Annotated in this window: 15 protein-coding genes; 7 read left to right on the top strand and 8 right to left on the bottom strand. The window is 69.0% G+C overall.

Annotated features, from left to right (window positions below; all coding sequences use genetic code 11):
• Position 1: 1 nt before the first annotated feature.
• Positions 2–1,486, top strand: a complete 1,485-nt coding sequence (locus POL67_RS40405) for a sensor histidine kinase (RefSeq protein ID WP_271926233.1) — start codon at positions 2–4, stop codon at positions 1,484–1,486.
• A 22-nt stretch (positions 1,487–1,508) separates the two neighbouring features.
• Here POL67_RS40405 and POL67_RS40410 read toward each other — a convergent pair whose 3' ends face one another.
• From POL67_RS40410 to POL67_RS40430, 5 genes are all read right to left on the bottom strand, one after another.
• Positions 1,509–2,381: an alpha/beta hydrolase gene (locus POL67_RS40410; protein ID WP_271926236.1), complete on the bottom strand. Its 873-nt coding sequence runs from the start codon at positions 2,379–2,381 to the stop codon at positions 1,509–1,511.
• The gene (locus POL67_RS40415) at positions 2,378–3,211 is read right to left on the bottom strand and encodes a hypothetical protein (protein ID WP_271926237.1); all 834 of its coding nucleotides are present in this window, start codon (positions 3,209–3,211) and stop codon (positions 2,378–2,380) included. The genes POL67_RS40410 and POL67_RS40415 overlap by 4 nt, the downstream gene beginning before the upstream one ends.
• Before the next feature lie 45 nt (positions 3,212–3,256).
• Positions 3,257–5,167, bottom strand: a complete 1,911-nt coding sequence (locus tag POL67_RS40420; protein WP_271926238.1) for a redoxin domain-containing protein — start codon at positions 5,165–5,167, stop codon at positions 3,257–3,259.
• A gap of 37 nt (positions 5,168–5,204) precedes the next feature.
• The gene (locus tag POL67_RS40425; protein WP_271926240.1) at positions 5,205–6,005 is read right to left on the bottom strand and encodes a hypothetical protein; all 801 of its coding nucleotides are present in this window, start codon (positions 6,003–6,005) and stop codon (positions 5,205–5,207) included.
• 493 nt (positions 6,006–6,498) lie between these two features.
• Entirely contained in the window at positions 6,499–7,755 is a 1,257-nt protein-coding gene (locus POL67_RS40430) for a PucR family transcriptional regulator (RefSeq protein ID WP_271926243.1), read from the bottom strand.
• Between the two features lie 127 nt (positions 7,756–7,882).
• Here POL67_RS40430 and POL67_RS40435 point away from each other — a divergent pair, with 127 nt between their 5' ends.
• A complete protein-coding gene (locus tag POL67_RS40435; RefSeq protein WP_271926244.1) occupies positions 7,883–8,296 on the top strand; it encodes a hypothetical protein in 414 nt (137 codons plus the stop codon).
• Positions 8,297–8,313: 17 nt separating this feature from the next.
• On the opposite strand, the gene POL67_RS40440 is transcribed toward POL67_RS40435, so the two are convergent.
• Both POL67_RS40440 and POL67_RS53930 read right to left on the bottom strand, forming a co-directional pair.
• Positions 8,314–8,802, bottom strand: coding sequence for an LptA/OstA family protein (locus POL67_RS40440; protein ID WP_271926246.1), 489 nt, complete (start codon positions 8,800–8,802; stop codon positions 8,314–8,316).
• 44 nt (positions 8,803–8,846) lie between these two features.
• On the bottom strand, positions 8,847–9,191 hold the full coding sequence (locus POL67_RS53930) for a sigma-70 domain-containing protein (protein WP_271926248.1): 345 nt from the start codon (positions 9,189–9,191) through the stop codon (positions 8,847–8,849).
• 184 nt (positions 9,192–9,375) lie between these two features.
• Here POL67_RS53930 and POL67_RS40450 point away from each other — a divergent pair, with 184 nt between their 5' ends.
• From POL67_RS40450 to POL67_RS40470, 5 genes are all read left to right on the top strand, one after another.
• Positions 9,376–11,619, top strand: coding sequence for a DVUA0089 family protein (locus POL67_RS40450; protein ID WP_271926250.1), 2,244 nt, complete (start codon positions 9,376–9,378; stop codon positions 11,617–11,619).
• An 11-nt stretch (positions 11,620–11,630) separates the two neighbouring features.
• On the top strand, positions 11,631–12,812 hold the full coding sequence (locus POL67_RS40455) for a hypothetical protein (RefSeq protein WP_271926251.1): 1,182 nt from the start codon (positions 11,631–11,633) through the stop codon (positions 12,810–12,812).
• A gap of 10 nt (positions 12,813–12,822) precedes the next feature.
• Positions 12,823–13,680 (top strand): protein kinase domain-containing protein, encoded by an 858-nt coding sequence (locus POL67_RS40460; protein ID WP_271926252.1) that lies wholly within the window; start codon positions 12,823–12,825, stop codon positions 13,678–13,680.
• 14 nt (positions 13,681–13,694) lie between these two features.
• On the top strand, positions 13,695–14,861 hold the full coding sequence (locus tag POL67_RS40465; protein ID WP_271926254.1) for a cystathionine gamma-synthase: 1,167 nt from the start codon (positions 13,695–13,697) through the stop codon (positions 14,859–14,861).
• 107 nt (positions 14,862–14,968) lie between these two features.
• On the top strand, positions 14,969–15,514 hold the full coding sequence (locus POL67_RS40470) for a hypothetical protein (RefSeq protein WP_271926255.1): 546 nt from the start codon (positions 14,969–14,971) through the stop codon (positions 15,512–15,514).
• 67 nt (positions 15,515–15,581) lie between these two features.
• Here the strand turns inward: POL67_RS40470 and POL67_RS40475 are convergent, their stop codons facing one another.
• Positions 15,582–16,409, bottom strand: coding sequence for a Stp1/IreP family PP2C-type Ser/Thr phosphatase (locus tag POL67_RS40475; protein WP_276076114.1), 828 nt, complete (start codon positions 16,407–16,409; stop codon positions 15,582–15,584).
• Positions 16,410–16,428: the final 19 nt, after the last annotated feature.

Below are 16,428 nucleotides of genomic sequence, written 5' to 3' on the forward strand. Positions count from 1 at the left end.
TATGCGTTTTCTCGTCCTGGACGACAACCCGGACGACCGCCTCGTGGCCATCCGGCTCCTCACGCACGAATTTCCGGAACTCGAGACGGACGAGGTCTTCGATCGGGCCGGATTCGAACGAGCGCTCGCCCGGGGCGGGTACGACGCCGTCGTGACCGATTACATGATGCAATGGACGGACGGCATTCAGGTCCTCCAGCTCATCAAGAACCACTGGCCCGCGTGCCCGGTCGTCCTGTTCACGGGCAGCGGGAACGAGGAGGTGGCGGTCGAGGCCATGAAGGCCGGGGCCGACGATTACGTGGTCAAGAGCCCCCACCGAATCGGCCGGCTGCCGCTCGCCGTCCGGCACGCGATCGAGCGGTGCACGGCCAAGCGGCGGCTCGCCCAGGTCGAGACGCACCTCCAGCAGCTCACGGATGCGCTCGACGTCGGGGTGTTTCGAGCCACCCCCGAGGGGGAGCTCCTCTCGTGCAATCCGGCGTTTTTGCGGATCATCGGCCGGAGCACGATGGAGGAGGCCCGGGCGGGGAGCATCGAATGCCTCCTTTCGCCGCCCGGACAGGCGGACAAGGTCCGGGAGACCGAGCGCGGGCGCGCCATGGCGAAGCGGGAGATGGAGGTGCGCCGGCCGGACGGCTCGCGGGGTTGGGCGCGGGTGAGCGAGCGCGTGGGGGTCGAGGACGGCCGGACGGTGGTGGACGGGCTCGTGGAGGACATCAGCGAACGGAGAGCGCTGGAAGAGGGCCTCCGGGCGCGGACGCTGGAGCTCCAGCAAGCGGACCAGCGCAAGGACGAATTCCTCGCCATGCTCGCCCACGAGCTGCGCAATCCGCTGGCGCCGATCCTCAACGCGGCGACCGTCGTGCGATACAAGACGGCCTCGCTTTCGGACACGAGGGTGCGGGACGCCTGCATGATCATCGAGCGCCAGGTGATGACGTTGTCGCGGCTGGTCGACGACCTGCTCGACGCGTCGCGGGTGAGCCAGGGGAAGATCACGCTGCATCCCGCGATCATCGACCTCGGGGTGGCCGTGACGCAGGCCGTGGAAATGGTGCGTCCGCTCGTGGAGGCGCGGCGGCAGAAGCTCGTGGTGCAATTGCCTCCAGCGCCGGTGCGGGTGCGCGCGGATCTCACGCGGCTGACGCAGGTCTTCGCGAACCTGCTCAACAACGCGGCCAAGTTCACTCCTCAGGGAGGGCAGATCGGCATCACCGCCACGCAAAACGGAGAGGACGTGGTCGTGCGGGTCACGGATACGGGCATGGGAATCCACGCGGCGCTCCTGCCGCGTATCTTCGATCTGTTCACGCAGGGCGACGTATCCCTCGACCGCGCGCAAGGGGGGCTCGGGGTGGGATTGACGCTCGTCAAGCAGCTCGTCGAGATGCACGGCGGGGCCGTGATGGCGGAGAGCGCGGGGGTGGGTCAAGGCAGCGCATTCACGGTGCGGCTGCCGGCGTCGAAGGCGAAGGCCGATTGAGCAGGCGCGGTGCGCCGCTCGCTCACCAGGGCCCGAGCGTCCCCGTTCGATCCTGCACGAGCCAAGGCCAGGAGCCGCGGATCAGGGTGACGACGCGATCATCCACGATATGCCCGATGTGCCCGGCGGTGATCATCTTCGCCTCGACCCCTGCTCGTTTGAGGATCCCGAGCGCGGGCGGCGTCTCCCTTTCGCAGTCCGCCGTGGAGCAAACGAAGAGGACACGCTTGCCTCCGCCGCGCGCGAACCGGGAGGCGCGGTCGTCCGTCCACGAGCTTTGCCCGCCCTCGCCGAAGATGGCGACGGGAAAACGCGCGGGATCGTCTGCGACGATGGACACGCCGAGGTACGCGCCGCGGGAAAACCCTCCATAAATCATCGGCCCTTCGGCCACGTAAGGCCCGAAGTGCGCGCGGAGCGCTTTCAGGCCCGCGTCGATTTCGAGCTTCAGGTCCTCGGCCGTCGTGAACCCGTAGAGCGGCTCCGGCCCGGCGTGGTGGGGAACGCCGTGGGGGCAGAGGATGAACGGGTATCCCTTCGTCACGCCGAGAAACTCGCCGCAAGCCCATTCCGGGCGATCACGCGACCCATGCACGCCAATCAGGACCGGCCGCGGCGAGGTCGTCCCGATGGGCGCGGCGATCACGGCATCCAAGAACCCTTCGAGCCGGAGGCGCACGAGCCAATCCCCGCCGAGCGGCGAGAGCGTGGAGGCGGAAGGCAAAGGCGCGCTCGAGGCCGGCGGGGGCGGCGCCGTCGTCGGCGTGGCCGTGGGCGTCGACGAACCCTCGGGGGCTCGGTCGCACGACACGAGCAGGAGCGTGGACGTGCCGAGCAGGGCGCCTATCGCGAGGAGGCGCGACCGGACGAGCATCGGGGCGTGCCGCTCGCTCACCAGGGCCCGAGCGCCCCCGTTCGATCCTGCACGAGCCAAGGCCAGGAGCCGCGGATCAGGGTGACGACGCGATCATCCACGATAGGGCCGATGTGCCCGGCGGTGATCATCTTCGCCTCGACGCCCGCCCGTTTCAGGTTCTCGAGCCCGGACTGCGTCTCCCTTTCGCAGTCCGCCGTGGAGCAAACGAAGAGGACACGTTTGCCTCCGCCGCGCGCGAACCGGGAGGCGCGGTCGTCCGTCCAGTAGCTTCCCCCGCCCTCGTCGAAGATGGCGACGGGAAACCGCGCGGGATCGTCCGCGACGATGGACACGCCGTGGATCGCGCCGATGGAAAACCCTCCATAAATCATCGGCCCTTCGGCCACCTGAGGCCCGAAGCGCGCGCGGAGCGCTTTCAGGCCCGCGTCGATTTCGAGCTTCAGGGCCTCGGCCGTCGTGAACCCGTAGACCGGCTCGGCATGCTCAGGAACGCCGTGGGGGCAGAGGATGAACGGATGGCCCTTCGTCACGCCGAGAAACGCGCCGCAGGCCGATTCCGGGCGAGCGCGCAACCCATGCACGCCAATCAGAACCGGCCGCGGCGACGTCGCCCCGATGGGCGCGGCGATCACGGCATCCAAGAACCCTTCGAGCCGGAGGCGCACGAGCCCATCCCCGCCGAGCGGGGGGAGCGCGGAGGCGGAAGGCAAAGGCGGGCTCGAAGCCGGCAGGAGCGGCGCCGACGGGGGCGTCGACGAAGCATCGGGGGCGCGGTCGCACGACACGAGCAAGAGCGTCGACGCGCCGAGCAGGACGCCTACCGCGAGGACGCGAGACGGGACGAGCATCGGGGCGAGCCTAACACGCCCTGACGGGGCGCGGGAGAGGCGAGGTCACTCGGCGAGGAGCTCTTCGATCACCGCGGCCATCGCGTCCGGATCGTATTCGTGGCTGGCATACCGGACGGTCCCGTCCTTGCCGACGATCACGTCGACGGGGAAGGGATTGGGCCCGACGAAGTTCGCCGTCACGGCCGCGTAGGTGCTCGCGGGTTCCTCGATGCCGAGCGGGAAGGAGACGACGAGATTCTCGCAATAAGCTTGCACGTCGCCGATCTTGTCGGTCGTCTCCCGCGGGTTCAGGGCGACGATTTCGAGGCCCTTGTCCCGGTACGACTGCCAGAATCGCTCCTCCACGTCCGGGAGGTGATTGGCGCAGACCGGGCAGAACGTGGCGAAGTAGCTGAGCAGGAGCACCTTCCCGGCCGACGCCTCCGACGTCCACGTCGTGCCGTCGAGCAAGGTGGCCGTCGTGGCGGGCAGCGGGCTGCCGAGGGTCACGCCCGGCGCATTGCCGACGAGGTAGGCCTTGCGCACCGGGGCCGCGGGGTCGTCCGAGACGATGTGCAGATACCCGACCTCCTCCTCGGCCGCCGACGCGACATACGTCACTTCGAGCGAGAACGTCTCCCCCGGCTCGATCCGAGCCTGCTTCGGCTCGACGCTGAAGGCTTTTCCGCTGATCCAGTTGTCCACGAGCGTGAGCGGCGCCGTGCCCTGGTTCGTGACCGGAATCTGGATCGTCTTCGCGGCGCCGGCCGCGACCTTGCCGAAATCGAGGCGGGCCGCCGTCTCGGGGAGGCGAATGTTGGGGGCGAGGCGGTCCGGTTCGAGGCGATACGAATACGGGTTTTCCCAGGCGCCGATGAAGACGTCCTGTCCCCGCGCGGCGACGCCGAACGTGCGCATCGTCGGCAGCTCGCGGTCGGCATCCTCGTAATCGAAAGGCCGCGGAATACGCACGGAGGCGACGTAGGTCGGAGCCTCTGGTTTGGTCACGTCGTAGACACGCACGTCGTTCCACGCGGCCACGAAAATGCGGCCTTCGGAGAACGCGACACGGAGCGCCGTGCCGGGCATCTCCGCCCGGCCGACCACCTTCGGGCTCGCGAGGTTGGAGATGTCGACCACGGCGACGCCCGCGGAGCCGGCCGCGACATAGGCGAAATTGCCATCGACGACGACGCCGCGGGCCTGGCCGCCGATCGCGACGCGGCCGAGCTCCACGGGCTTCGCCGGATCCGTGGCGTCGACCGTGGCAAACCCGCCGATGCCGTCGGCGACGAACACGTGCTTGTCGCGCGCGGCGACGCCCCACGCATTCGTGAAGCCGCCGAGGCTGCCGACGCGCGTGAAGCCATTGGCCGCGTCGTAATCGTACACGCCGAGGCCGTTTTCGTGGAGGCCGACGAAGATGTGGTGGTTCGCGACGTCGACGCCCTCGTAGCTGATGCCGGGCTCCTGGAGGACCTGGAGCTGCACGGGCGCCTCGGGATTCGTGATGTCCCAGCCGCTGAGGAAGGCCGGGTTCCGGATGTTGCCGAGGTGGGTGGTGAAAACAAGGTTCTCGTCCCACGCGAGGTGCTTGCAGCCGGGGGTACGTGTATCGCCGGGGATCGTATGCTTGAAGCCCTCGCCCGTGAGGGCCTCCATGTCGTTCGCGTGCGCGGCGTCGATCACGTTGAACGTGTAGCTGCAATTGAGGAGCAGATTGTCCTCGCGGATGCGCACCTCGTCGGTATGGCTACCGACCTCGGCCAGGCTCTGGAGCTGGACGAGCGGGCTCAGGTAACGGCCGGGTTCGAGCGCGGTCGGCAAGCACTCGCGTCCGACCGCCTGCGTGCCCTCGCCGCACGAGAGGCCCGGTGCGGCCTCGGACGGCGGGGCGTCGGAGCAGCCGGCGAGGAGCAGGAGCGAGGAGGCGCCGAGGAGCGCGGCGCCGGTGCGGGAGATCGTTCGTACCAAGGAAGGAAGTGTCATCATCGTGCCTTTCTGTGCCAGGTCACTCTTTCGATATCACGAGCCAAGTCAGTTCGGTCAAGCCCATTTGCGGCGCCGTCGCAACGCTCGTGCCATCGGCCTCGCCCGGGACCGGCGCCGAGAAGGCGCCGTCGATTTCGCTGACGGTCCGAAACCGCACCTTCGTGCCGGCGGGGAGGTCCGACGGAGCGCGGACGGCAATGGGGGATGAGCTGACGGCGGCAAAGGGATGCAACGTATACACGGCGACGAGTTCTTCCCCCGCGGGCACGACCCACGGGCACGCTTGGGACGGCGGAATGCGCCGCGCGGCGACGTCGACGAGTGTATCTCCGAGGTAAGGCGTGAGATCCGAGGCACGCAGGATCAGCACAAGGCCGTCGCCGGCCATCAATGTTTGCGGATCCGCGGCGGCGGGCCCGAGGAGCGCGCCCTCCGGGAGGCTCGGGACGTGGAGGGCTCCGACGTCGATCAGGGAATCGTCGACGATACGTATCGGGCAAAGCGCGGCGGACGTTCGCGGCGTGGCCGTCGGGTTCGGGAGGGTCTTTAATGCGACCTCGGCGGTGGGCTCGATGGGGAAATGGAATCGACCGTCCGGCTCGGCGTCACCGAAGAGGCAAATCGTCGCCATGCAGGCGAGGACCTTGCCGCCGCCGATGGGCTGATCTGCGTGGTCTTTCAGGATGCCGGCGAGGCCGGGGCCCATAGGCATGGCGCCGTCGGGCCCGGCGTCTTTTTCGGTGGGATGGGTGCCAGGCGGCGGGTTTCCGCAGCCGGCGGCGAACAGGGCAAGGAAAGCAAAAAGGGCAATGTGGCGCATGCGTCACGGTAGCACCACGCAGGTCCTGGACGCGGCGACGCGCTGCCCTTCGGTCCATCGTGGCCAGGACAACCACGTGCTCTCGTGAAGCCTGACCCAGGGGTGAGCGCCTGCCCGCAACACGCCCCGGCCCCCTCGACGCGTGTCGACCCCCGCGGAACATCGTGATCCGTGCCCCCGGACGCGCGGCGACCCCCGCGCGTCATCGTGACCTGCGCCCCTCGACACGCGGCGACCCCCGCGCGTCATCGTGACCTGCGCCCCTCGACACGCGGCGACCCCCGCGGTTCAACCTGACCCGCGCCCCCCGACACGCGGCGACCCCCGCGGTTCAACCTGACCCGCGCCCCCTGACGCGCGGCAACCCCCGCGCGTCATCGTGACCTGCGCCCCCCGACGCGCGGCGACCCCCGCGGTGACCCGAGAAACGCCGCGCCTCACGCCCGTCGGGAGCTGACGCCCTCCTTTTCCTCCGGCACCGGCCGCGCGCCTGTCACGCGGCGCTCGTCTGCCAGCGGAGCACCTCGAGCGCGACGGCGACCTCCACGCGGTTGTGCTCGAGCGGTCGCGGCAAAAGCTCTTCGGCGCGGGCGAGCCGGCGGAGCAGGGTATTGCGATGGGTGTGGAGCCGGGCCGCCGTGCGGGAGGCATTGCAGCCTTCGTCGAGGAACGTCAGCAATGCGCTCCTGATCTCGGGGCTCGCCGATTCGAGGTCCCCGAGCGTGTGCTTGACGAATTGGTCCGCGCCCTCGGAATTCTGGGTGACGAGAGAGACGAGCCGGACCCTCTCGAAGCTGACGACGCGCTGATCGGAGCCCAGGCGGGCGATCATGCGCTGGGTGGTGAGGGCGTCGAGGTGGCTACGACGAAAGCCCTCGACCTTGGGGCTCTTGGATCCGATCGCAATGCGGACGCCTTGCAGCGGTCGTATCGCTGTGCGCAACCGCTCGACGTCTGGCTCGGTTTCTCCTGGCACCCATACCCACAAAGTCGCCGCGCTGGCCACGACGACGAGGGGGCGTTGCGCGCCGGTCGAGCGGGCCAGGGCGTCGGCCGCGCTTTCGAGGGAGCCGAGGTCGGATTCGGGGCCATCGCTCCAGACGACGGCAGCTCGGTGGGTCTGGTCGAGCTCGTACCCGAGTCGCCGGGAAGCGGTTTGGGCGCTGATCGGCGCGCCGTCGAGGAGGAGCGCGACGACCTCGCGGCGCTCGGCGTGGGTGCCGCGTGTCAGCTCGTCGCGCTCCGTCTTCATGTGGGCCGAGACGCCCGCGATCGTCGCGTCGAGAAAAAAAGCGATGGAGCGGGCCGAGATATCGAGCAGCTCGCGCAGCTCGTCCGGCTCGGACGTCAGCTCGAAGGCGATCGACATCCACCGGAGCCAGGCCGCGTTCTGCCCGGTGCGATAGGCGTGCAAGGCGGATTCGGTGACGCCACGGCGCACGAGGTCACGCGCGAACCCTAGCGACTCGGGGCCGAGGTGGGGCGTGACCGGCGCTCCAGGCTCATGGAGGTTTGCCGCCGCCCAGTGAAAGAAGTACGCGCGGCTCGTCCTGCGCGTGGCCGCCGCGAGCACGGGGTCCTCGGCAATGACCTTCATGTTCTCGATGAACAGCGTCGCCCGGTCGAGCTCCTCGAGCCACTCGTGGGGCGTGTTCAGGGCCATTTCGGCGCCGCGCCGGATGAGCTCGCGCACGCGCTTCGACGGGCGCGGCCACGGCCACGCGCCCAGGTTGTCATCCCGCTGGTGCATATTGCACAAATCCTAACGAAGTTTGGTGCAGCGTGCACCTTGCCGGACGCGGCCGTTTTCTCCACGTTTCGTGGCACCGGCATGCTCGAACCGCGTGGCAAAGCCGGGATGAGCCTCAGGAACTTCCATGTCGCCAAGGATCGGCCGCGCGATTGCAATCTCGTTTTTCATGTTCGGCTGCGCCTCGCAGGAGCCTCTGGAGGAGCAGGGCTGGCACAGAGAGGCGCCCACCCTCGATGAATCGTGGGACAAGGACTGCTCGGGTGATCATGATTGGAATGGGTGCGACGACTGCAACCCGTGCACGTGGGACGCGTGGTGCGATCCGGACGAGTGGGACGCCTATATCCCCGAATGGTGCCGGGAGGTGGCCACGCTCGGACACGCTGTCTGCGTGCACTTCGATCGGACGACGCCGGACGGGCAGATCAACGACTGCTTTCCGATCGCGCCCGTGACCGACGTTCGTGCGGGGAAATGTTGCGCGGGCAGATGCGTGGACAACGTGTCGGAATGCGAGACGGACCCGGTTTCACGTTGAAACCCGTTTTCGCGCCCCTACTTCTTCTCCGCCCCCTCCGGCACCGGCAGCGCGCCTTTTACATCCGTGAGCGACACCTTCAGGCTCACGAGATCAATCGTCGCCTTCTCCGCGCTGATCCACCCCGCGCCTCGCTGAAGGCGCACGCCGCCGCGCAGCGAGAGCGTCTGTTTGGCGAGGTCGATCTCCACCTCGGGCGCCTCGGCGCGCACGCCCTTCACCTCCGCGACGACCCCGCCCGCGCCCTTCGCCCACGTCACGTTTGGTACCTCGTCGTACCGCACCTCCACCCGCGGCGCGCGCACCACGAGGGCGCCCTTCGTGAGGCGCACGTGGCCTTCGAGCACGGCGCGCTTCGCCGCGATGTCGATGTCGAGCTGATCGGCGGAGAGCTCCACCGGCTCCTTCGGCGGCGGCGCGGCTTTGGGCGGCTCCGCGAGCGATCGAGGCGCGATCGTCGTCGCGAGCAGCGCGAGAGCCAAGGAGAGGCGCGGGCCGAACGGCACGGCCTCACTCTATCAGTTTTGTCCCGAAGGGGACGCGAGGCGCTCTAGTAGCTCCTGACCACGCGCGGCGAGACGCCTCGCTCGAGCGCGCGACGCACGACGTGCGCAGGGTCGCCCGAGGACGCGGCGATCTCCGCGATGGTCGGGTTCCGTCCGAGCGACGTGCGCAGTGATCGCGCGGCGCCGAGCACGCGCTTCATGACGGAGACCTCGATCGCGTCGATCGGCTCGCCGACCAGGAGGCCCAGCGCCTCCAGGCGCTCGACGATGTGGTCGACCTCCTCGTAGGAGACGCTGCGTGGGCCAATGATCTCCGCGATGTCGTTGAGGTCGACTCGACCCGCCTTGTGATGACGTGCGTACAGCTCGTCGATGATGCTCTGGATCACGGGGCGCACGGGTCGGTCTTGGCACGTCCGCGCACCCTCTGCACCCGGAGGACGAAGGCGCGGGCCGTGCGCGGACGTTGCGTCGGCCCGTCGGCTACCGTAAGCCGTTAGCGTGATGTCTGCTTGGCGCGCCGAACGGCCGCGCCGATGACCTTTCTCCTCCGCAGTCCACGAGGAACGATCGATGAATCAACGCCGCCGTATCTTCTTCCCGACCTCGCTCGCTTCAATGACGACAGGCCTCCTCCTCGCTGCCGCCACGCTCCAGGGCTGCGCCACGAGCACGAGCACGCGTGGCGGCGGCGGAGACGATGGAAGCGACGGAGGATCGGGCGGCACCGGAAACGCCGGCGGCATGGGCGGCCTCGGGGGCATGGGCGGCATGGGCGGCCTCGGGGGCATGGGCGGCGACGGCGGCATGGGCGGCGTCGGCGGCATGGGCGGCGTCGGCGGCATGGGCGGCGCGTCGTCGTCGTCCTCGTCGTCGTCGTCGTCCTCGTCCTCCTCGTCGTCCTCGTCGAGCGGCTCGGGCGGTGGGTTCGAGCCGCCCGTGGGCACGGCGGACTACCCGGCGGAGACGGAGCAGAACAACCTGCCCGCGACCGCGGATCCGCTCGCCGCGGGGACGAAGGGGTTCACGGCATCCATCTACCCGACGGGGGATGTCGACGTGTTCTCGATCGACATCACCGTGGCCGGCTCGAACCTCAAGGTGTCGACGGGCGACGGCATGGGCGGCTGCCCGGCCGGCGTGGCCACGCTCGTGCGTGTCTCCGGGCCGAGCGGCTTCCTCGGCTCGGACACCGACAGCGGGCCCGCCGCCTGCTCGCAGATCCTGCCCGCCAACCAACCGGCCATGAGCAACCTCGCCGTGGGCACGTACTTCGTGCAGGTCGAGAGCGCGACGTTCTCGCCGCTGCCGTTCTACGTCGTCGACATTGCCGTCGTGGAGCCCGGCTGCGGCGACGGGCTCGTGCAGGGCAGCGAGCAGTGCGACGACGGCAACAACACGAGCGGCGACGGCTGCACGTCCGACTGCAAGCTCGAAGGCAACTACCCGACCGAGGTGGAGCCGAACCAGCCGATCGGCCAGGCAAACTCGATCACCGGCACCGACGGCGTGGTCGCGGCGATCCAGCCCATCGGCGATCAGGACTTCTTCACGTTCGTGGTGAACGTGCCCGGCACCCGCGCGCGCATCGAGGTCACGAACGGGAACGGCGGCTGCCCGAGCGGCTTCGACTCGAAGATTTACCTCTACAACGCGAGCGGGACGGAGATCGCGGTGGACGACGACGACGGGGTGGACTCGTGCTCGATGCTCGAGCCCGCCGGCGACGCCGTGGTCGCGAACCTCGCCGCGGGCAAGTACACGGTGAAGGTCGAGGAGTACAACAACGACGAGGCGCAGGCTGCGTACGTGCTCCAGTACCAGCTCACCGAGCCCGGCTGCGGCGACACGTTCGTGCAGCTCGGCGAGCAGTGCGACGACGGGAACACGGCCGCGGGCGACGGCTGCTCGCCGACGTGCCAGCTCGAAGGGAACTACCTGAGCGAGACGGAGCCGAACCAGCCGAACAACATGGCGAACTCGGTCGTCGGCTTCGACGGCGTCGTCGCGTCGATCCTGCCCGCAGGGGATCAGGACTACTTCAGCTTCCAGATCACGGAGCCGGGATCGAGCGTGACGATCGAGGTGACGGACGGGTACGGCGGCTGCCCGATCGACTTCGACTCGAAGATCTACCTCTACTCGCCCTCGAACCAGCTCCTCGTGTCGGACGACGACGACGGCGCGAGCACGTGCTCCCTCATCAGCCCCTTGCTCGACCCGAGCGCCGCCACGAACCTGCCCGTCGGCACGTACGTGGTCATGGTGGAGGAGTACCAGAACGACGAGGCGCAGAGCTCGTACGTGCTCAAAGTAAAGGTGGCGGCCCCGGGCTGCGGCGACAGCATCCTCGCGAGCCCGGCCGAGCAATGCGACGACGGGAACACGGTCGCCGGCGACGGCTGCAGCCCGACGTGCATGGCCGAGGCGCCGTGGGAGATCGAGCCGAACGCGAGCACGGCCACGGCGACGCCAGCCTGGCCCATGACGACGAGCTGGTACGGGAAGATCGATCCGATCGCCGACGTCGACTACTTCCAGTTCGATCTGCCGGCGGGCAAGAGCCCGGTGCTCACGACGCACAACATCGGTGACGCGAGCTCCTGCGACTTCGACACGGTGATGCACCTGCTCGACGCGAACGGCGTGCAGATCGTGGAGGACGACGACGACGGCCCGAGCACCTGCTCGTTGCTGTCGAAGGCGAACGACGCGACGCTCGCGAGCCTCCCGGCCGGCACGTACTACGTGTGGGTCCAGGACTACGACAACGACGCCAAGATCACGGGATACGAGCTCAGCCTCACGTTCGAGTGACGCGGCCCGCGATGCTGCGCGCTTCGTCCTTCGTCGTGACGACCGCGCTCCTCGCGGGCTGCAGCCCCGAGGAGGTGGTGAACCCCGCGGGCGCGAGGATCGAGGGCTACCGGCAGGTCGTCCCGTTCGTCGCGCCGCCCGCAGGGGTCGAGACGCAGAACGCCAACAACAACCTCGACGTCGTGCGGCACGAGGGGCGCGTCTACCTCGCGTTCCGCACGGCGCCGAGCCACTTCGCGAGCGCGGAGACGGTCCTCTACGTGGTGTCGAGCGAGGACCAGGAGTCCTTTCGCTACGAGACGCACGTGGCGATGGAGACCGATCTGCGCGAGATGCGGCTGCTCTCGCTCGAAGGAAAGCTCGTCCTCTACTTCGCCGTGCTCGGTTCGAACCCGCTCGACTTCGAGCCGCAGGGCATGATGGCCATGACCTACGAGGGCGGCGCGTGGAGCGAGCCCGCGCCGCTCTACGAGCCGGGCTTCATCCCGTGGCGGGCGAAGGTCGTGGACGGCGCCGCGTACCTCATCGGCTACGTCGGCGGCGAGAACATCTACGACTTCGACGGCGAGCCGATCCGGATCCATCTGCTCCGCACCGAGGACGGGCTCACGTTCGAGCCGCTCGTGCCCGGACGGCCGGTGGTGCAGGAGGGCGGCGGATCCGAGACGGACTTTGTCCTCCTCGCCAATGGCGATCTCGTCGCCGTGCAGCGCAACGAGGCCGGCGACGCGCTCGGCTTCGGCTCGAAGATCTGCCGCGCGAAGGCCGCCGATCTCGGGACCTGGGACTGCAAGCCCGACAAGAAGAAGTACGACTCGCCGCTGCTCTTCCGCAGCGGCGACGACGTCTGGCTCATCGGACGGCGCAACCTCACCGAGACAGGGAACTTCGGTCTCGATCGGGACGAGCTCTCGCTCGCGGATCAGGCAGGGGTGTACGCGGTCGAGTACTCGTTCCAGCCGAAGCGCTGCTCGCTCTGGCGTGTCGATCCGGAGACGCTGACGGCGTCGTTCGAGCTCGACCTTCCCTCGCGCGGGGACACCTGCTTCGCCTCGCTCGTGCCCGCGGGGGAAGGCGCGTACGACGTCTACAACTACACGAGCCCGCTCGACGGCGACGCGGAGCCCCGCTGGATCGAAGGGCAAGGCGGGCCCACGCTCATCTATCGGGTCCGGCTCGACGTGCCGCGCTAGGGTCGACGACGTGACGTTCCTCGCGCCAAAAGGGACGGAGTTCGTTCGCCTGCTGGGCGGCGGGAGCGTGTTCGAGGTGGCCCTCGTGCGCGAGGGAGACCACGAGCTCGTGTGCAAGCGGCTCGTGCCACGCGCGCTCGCCGCGCGGGAAGGGCGCGTGGCGATGGTGCGCGAGGCGCGGCTCCTGTCGACGATCGAGCACCCCGCGCTGCCCTCGCTCGTGCGCGTGGGGAACGACGCGCGGGGGCCGTTCTTTCTGGAGACGTTCGCGGCCGGGACGTCGGTGGCGGCGCTCGTGCACGGATGGCAGGAGCGAGGCGCGCGCGTGCCGAGGACGCTCGTGCGGCACGTGGCGATCCAGGCGCTCGAAGCGCTCGCCGAGATCCACGCGCTCGGAGGCGAGGCAGGGCCGCTCGACGTGGTGCACGGGGATCTCGGCCCCGCGCACGTGCTCCTCGGCCCGCTCGGTGAGGTGCGGATCGTGGACCTCGGCGCCGCGCGGTTTCGAGGGCTCGAAGCCGAGCTCGAGACGGACGATCGCGGCACGCTGCCGTACGCGGCGCCGGAGATCGCGTCGGGCGAGGCGAAGCCGTCGCAGGCGACCGACGTGTACGCGATGGCCGCGACGCTGCTGTTTTTGGCGACGGGCGAGCGGCTCTGCGAGGCCGACACGGAGGCCGCGATGCTCGCCGAGGTGGCGACGCGCGGGCTTCGGCGCGAGCTCGTCCTTCACGCAGAGGCGTTCGAGGTGAAGGAGCGCGAGGCGCTGTTCGAGGCGCTCGATCCGGATCCGTCGCGGCGGCGCGCGTCGGCGCGAGAACTGTGCGACGCGCTCGCGCCGGTGCCACGTGCGCCGGACCTGCGCTAGAGTCGCGCAGCCAAATGAAGACCAAGGACGCGCCTTTCCCGGTTTCCCTCGACACCCTCGCCATTCACGCCGGCCAGGAGCCCGATCCGACCAGCGGAGCGGTGATGATGCCGATCGTGCTCGCCAGCACGTTCGCGCAGGAGAGCCCGGGCGTGCACAAGGGCTACGAGTACTCGCGCAGCGGCAACCCCACGCGTCGCGCGCTCGAAGCGTGCCTCGCGGCCCTCGAAGGCGGCGTGCACGGCTACAGCTTCGGAAGCGGGCTCGCCGCGACGACCACGCTCCTGCACACGCTTTCGCCCGGCGCGCACATCCTCTGCGGCGACGACGTCTACGGCGGCACGTTCCGCTTGATGGACAAGGTCATGGGCCCGATGGGGATCTCGTCGAGCTTCGTCGACATGCGTGATCCCGCGGCGGTGCGCGCGGCGATCCGGCCCTCGACGCGCCTGCTCTGGATCGAGACGCCGACGAACCCGATGCTCAAGGTCTTCGACATCGCGGCGCTCGCAGAGGTGGCGCGCGAGGCGAAGATTACCTTCGTCGTCGACAACACGTTCGCCACGCCCATGCTCCAGCGCCCGCTCGATCTCGGCGCGGACGTGGTGGTTCACTCGGTGACGAAGTACCTGAACGGGCACTCGGACGTCGTCGGCGGGGCGATCGTGACGTCGAACCCGAAGGTCGCGGAGCGGATCGGCTTCCTGCAGAACGCGATGGGCGCCGTGCCGAGCCCCTTCGACTGCTACCTCGTGCTGCGCGGCCTGAAGACGTTGCCCGTGCGCGTGCGTCACCAGAGCATGGCGGCGCTCGCGCTCGCCGAGCGGCTCGCGCGTCATCCGCGCGTCGAGCGTGTGCACTACCCGGGCCTCGCGTCGCATCCGGACCACGCCGTGGCGGCGCGGCAGATGCGCGGCGGGTTCGGGGGCATGATCTCGATCGAGGTCGCGGGAGGGCTCACGGCGGCGCGGACCGTGCTGGAGCGGCTGCACGTGTTCTCGTGCGCGGAGAGCCTTGGCGGCGTGGAGTCGCTCGCCGAGCATCCGGCGATCATGACGCACGCATCGGTCCCCGAGGAGACGCGCAAGGTGCTCGGCATCTCCGACGGCCTCGTGCGGCTCTCGGTGGGGCTCGAAGCGGTCGATGATCTCTGGAAAGATCTCGAACACGCGCTCGGCTGAGAGACGAAGCTCGGGGCGTAGCCGGAGCTACGCCCCGCGCACTGAAATGCGGTAGAACCAGGAGCGTCGGCGCATCGGCGCGCCGCAGATACCCCTGGGAGACTTCCATGCTGCGTGCTGCCTGTCTTGCTTTCCCGCTCGTCGCGTTCGCCTTGCTCGGCGGTTGCAGCGACCCCGTGCCCCCGACGCCGCAAGGCGCGTTCAACGTGCAGTTCTCGAAGACGGGCGCGACCTGCCCGATCGCCTCGCACAAGTCCGAGATCGGCACGATCAGCGCCTCGACGAAGACGGCCGTCGTGATCGACGGCGTGGAAGGCGCGACGGTGACCTGCTCGGTCTCGGGCGCGGGGCCGTTCAGCGTGAGCGCGCAGCTCCGCCTCGGCAGCGACGGGATCAACCTGTCGATCCCCGCGATCAACGTGGGCGCGACGGAGGCGAGCCCGGCGACTGGCTCGCTCGCATTCTTCTCGGACCGGACGGCGGGCGACGCGTTCAGCTCGTCGAAGTGCAACTTCTACTTCAAGGAAGGCACGGGCGAGGGCATCGCGTCAGGCAAGATCTGGGTTTCGTTCGTGTGCCCCGAGGTCGTCGAGTCGACGAACACGTGTGGCATCGCCGAGAGCCACTTGATCCTCGAGAACTGCGATCAGTGACCGTCCCCCTCCGCCCCTGATCCTCACCCCCGAGAAGAGGGGTGAGGAGGGGGCGTGAGGCCGAGGATCAGGAGTCGCCGTCGTCGCCGACCGTCACGGCGATGCGGTGCGCCGGGACCTGGAGCGTGGGCTCGTCGCCGTACTCCACGTCGTCCTGGAGGAAGCGGATCGCCAGCACGGTGATGTTGTCCTCGCCGCCGAGCTCGTTCGCCTTGGCGATGAGGCGCCTGCACATCTCGGACGTGTCCTGCGAGGACGCGACGATGTCGCGGATCTGCTCGTCGGTGAGCATGCCGGAGAGGCCGTCGGAGCAGAGGATGTAGACGTCGCCGAGGTGCGGCTCGTCGCTCATCAGGTCGACGGCGACGCTGTCCTGCATGCCGAGCGCGCGGGTGATCACGTTGCGCGGCAGCTCCGCCCGTTGCTCCTCCGTGAGCTCGGGCATCGCCATGAGGTAGTCGTTGATCAGCGAGTGATCCCGCGTGAGCTGCTGGATCGTGCCGCCGCGGACGCGGTAGGCGCGGCTGTCGCCGACGTGCCCCACGTAGATGCGGTTGCGCCGGCGCGAGAAGACGGCGCTGACCACGGTCGTGCCCATGCCGGCGCACTCGCGTGAGCGGATGCTGCGCTCGAAGATCCGCCGGTTCGCGACCATGATGCCGCTGAGCAGGCGATTTTCATCCTCGGTCAGGTTCGCGTCGAAGTGGATCGGCCAGGTCGCGTCGTCGTTCGCCGTGGAGCGAAAGAACTCGGTGATGGAGTCGGTCGCGAGGCGGCTCGCCACATCGCCGGCGCGATGGCCCCCCATGCCATCGGCGACGATGAACAGATCGAACTCCTGCAGGACAGCGTAGCTGTCCTCGTTGTGATCGCGCTGGAGACCGACATCGGTCATCCCGGAAGCAAATGCGCGC

Origin of the sequence: Polyangium mundeleinium, assembly GCF_028369105.1 — a bacterium.
Classification (GTDB): Bacteria; Myxococcota_A; Polyangia; order Polyangiales; family Polyangiaceae; genus Polyangium; species Polyangium mundeleinium.

Excerpts from the sequence above, each read along its gene's own strand:
- POL67_RS40470 (WP_271926255.1), top strand. The coding sequence starts at position 14,969 with ATGCTGCGTGCTGCCTGTCTTGCTTTCCCGCTCGTCGCGTTCGCCTTG.
- POL67_RS40430 (WP_271926243.1), bottom strand. The coding sequence starts at position 7,755 with ATGCACCAGCGGGATGACAACCTGGGCGCGTGGCCGTGGCCGCGCCCG.
- POL67_RS40415 (WP_271926237.1), bottom strand. The coding sequence starts at position 3,211 with ATGCTCGTCCCGTCTCGCGTCCTCGCGGTAGGCGTCCTGCTCGGCGCG.
- POL67_RS40475 (WP_276076114.1), bottom strand. The coding sequence starts at position 16,409 with ATGACCGATGTCGGTCTCCAGCGCGATCACAACGAGGACAGCTACGCT.
- POL67_RS40465 (WP_271926254.1), top strand. The coding sequence starts at position 13,695 with ATGAAGACCAAGGACGCGCCTTTCCCGGTTTCCCTCGACACCCTCGCC.
- POL67_RS40425 (WP_271926240.1), bottom strand. The coding sequence starts at position 6,005 with ATGCGCCACATTGCCCTTTTTGCTTTCCTTGCCCTGTTCGCCGCCGGC.
- POL67_RS40405 (WP_271926233.1), top strand. The coding sequence starts at position 2 with ATGCGTTTTCTCGTCCTGGACGACAACCCGGACGACCGCCTCGTGGCC.
- POL67_RS40435 (WP_271926244.1), top strand. The coding sequence starts at position 7,883 with ATGTCGCCAAGGATCGGCCGCGCGATTGCAATCTCGTTTTTCATGTTC.
- POL67_RS40450 (WP_271926250.1), top strand. The coding sequence starts at position 9,376 with ATGAATCAACGCCGCCGTATCTTCTTCCCGACCTCGCTCGCTTCAATG.
- POL67_RS40455 (WP_271926251.1), top strand. The coding sequence starts at position 11,631 with ATGCTGCGCGCTTCGTCCTTCGTCGTGACGACCGCGCTCCTCGCGGGC.